We start from the raw sequence: 1761 nt of genomic DNA on the forward strand, positions 1-1761 counted from the left end.
GAGTGAACTAGGAAACTCCAAGGAATAATTGGGGGAATAGCTCTTAAATGAGCATACAATTGATTGGTTTTTACAGCACTATTGGATTTATCTCGTCAAACAGGTTTTGGTTTGATGGTCTAGAAAAAAAGACCAACACAAATAAACCTACGGTGTAGATTTTTTAAAAAAATTTAGGGTTGAGTTGTGAGGTGTTTGTATTGTGCTTTAAGGTGAATAACCATCATAGCCATAGTCAACCAGAACGTAATCCGCCCGCGTGTGCGAACCCCACTGTTTTCCACACCACAGTCTCGCAGAACCTGTTTGTTAATGCGTTCAATACTGGTTCGTTGCTTCATGACAGAGCGCCATTTAGCTGACTGTCTAGGCACTTCAGTGAAAAAACGTGGGTTATCGTCCGTTTTCGTATAAACGGTTCGACCGTAGTCGGACTGAGAACAAGGGGCTCTCAATGGGCACGCGACACACTTGCTTGCTTTAGCTGGGCAACGAAACTTATTCCGGTGACGGGTATAATCGCGTCCATCAAATACCATGGGCAGTCCCCCTTCACAAATGGGAATCCCTTCGTTATTAATGTCTAACTGTTTATATTTAAAGTGTCCCTGCTTTCTATCATTCAGTGCGATAAAAGCAGGAATGTCCCACTCTTTCAATAACCGATAGGTTTCATAGTTATCTGAAGCGGAATCGGAAAGGAAACCGTTGAATGTGAGTTCCGGCTGGAGTTGGCAAAATTCAGCTAAACTGATCATAGCCGTGACACTGTCATGTCGCTTCGCGCTGACCATCTTTAAGTAAAGAGGCAAATCGCAAGCTAACTCCTGATTGTAAGTGGATAATAAATAGGCGGTATGTCCATAAAAATAGTGCTCTTTATAGCTATCCCAACCATAATCAGCAAGTGGATCGGAATAGCGACGGGGACAGAGACATGAAAAGATCCCTTTTTGACGACAGTGACATGTTTTTCTCCCGTAGCTGGAAGCACCCGTATGCACACAGGTGCCATCACCAGAGATGTAGAGCGCATTGTCCAAAATACCCGCTTGGATGGAAGAGTCAACACTGACGTGTTTGAACAGTTTTTGTAAATGACGTTCAGGTCGGAACGCATTAAAATCAGCTTTCCGCACAAGTTTAGCTACTCTTTCCGTTCGATTTTTCTTAGATTCAGGCATCTTTTCATTCTTTTTAAATGGGTTGACTGGTTTACGTTTTTTCGGCTGACGGACCATTGTCTTTTCGCCTGACGGGATAAGCCGTCGGCTGATGGCGTAAAAAGAGGGTAGCGTTGGGATATTCTCTTTATCAATCCCAATAATCAATCGATAAACTGAGCGATGGTGAAGCCGATGAATCAATCGTTCCCAAGACATCGCATAGTACGCACAAAAGACACAGGCACGTAAAAGTTCAATCTGAGCCAGTGCTGGTCGACCGGTAGTCGAATAAAGGGAAGCCAAGTGGTCATGCGATGAATCAAAATTAAGGTGTTGAAACATGTCAAGTGTCTCTTGGTATTCCTTGAGTGCTTCAAGTGGGACAAGCCCACGCAGACGCTCTTGTATAGCCAAGTACTCTTGGTGTGACTGTAAATGTTTTAGCATAGAAAGACCTGCCTTTTCAGTGAGATACAGAGTGTTGGTCTGTTCTCGCTGATTATGTAGGCAAAAACCAAAAGTCAAGTAATAAGCATAAAAATGTGAAAAAATTTAAAAAAAGAAAATAAGTGGAGGGAAAACTCAAAAGAGAAAA

Annotated in this window: 1 protein-coding gene; it reads right to left on the minus strand. The window is 42.7% G+C overall.

Features of this window, described 5'->3' with window-relative positions:
* Positions 1 to 173: 173 nt before the first annotated feature.
* On the minus strand, positions 174 to 1508 hold the full coding sequence (locus ACYQ4S_RS11810) for a transposase (protein WP_459771336.1): 1335 nt from the start codon (positions 1506 to 1508) through the stop codon (positions 174 to 176).
* Between the last annotated feature and the right edge of the window lie 253 nt (positions 1509 to 1761).

Source organism: Alkalibacterium sp. s-m-28 (genome assembly GCF_054658175.1).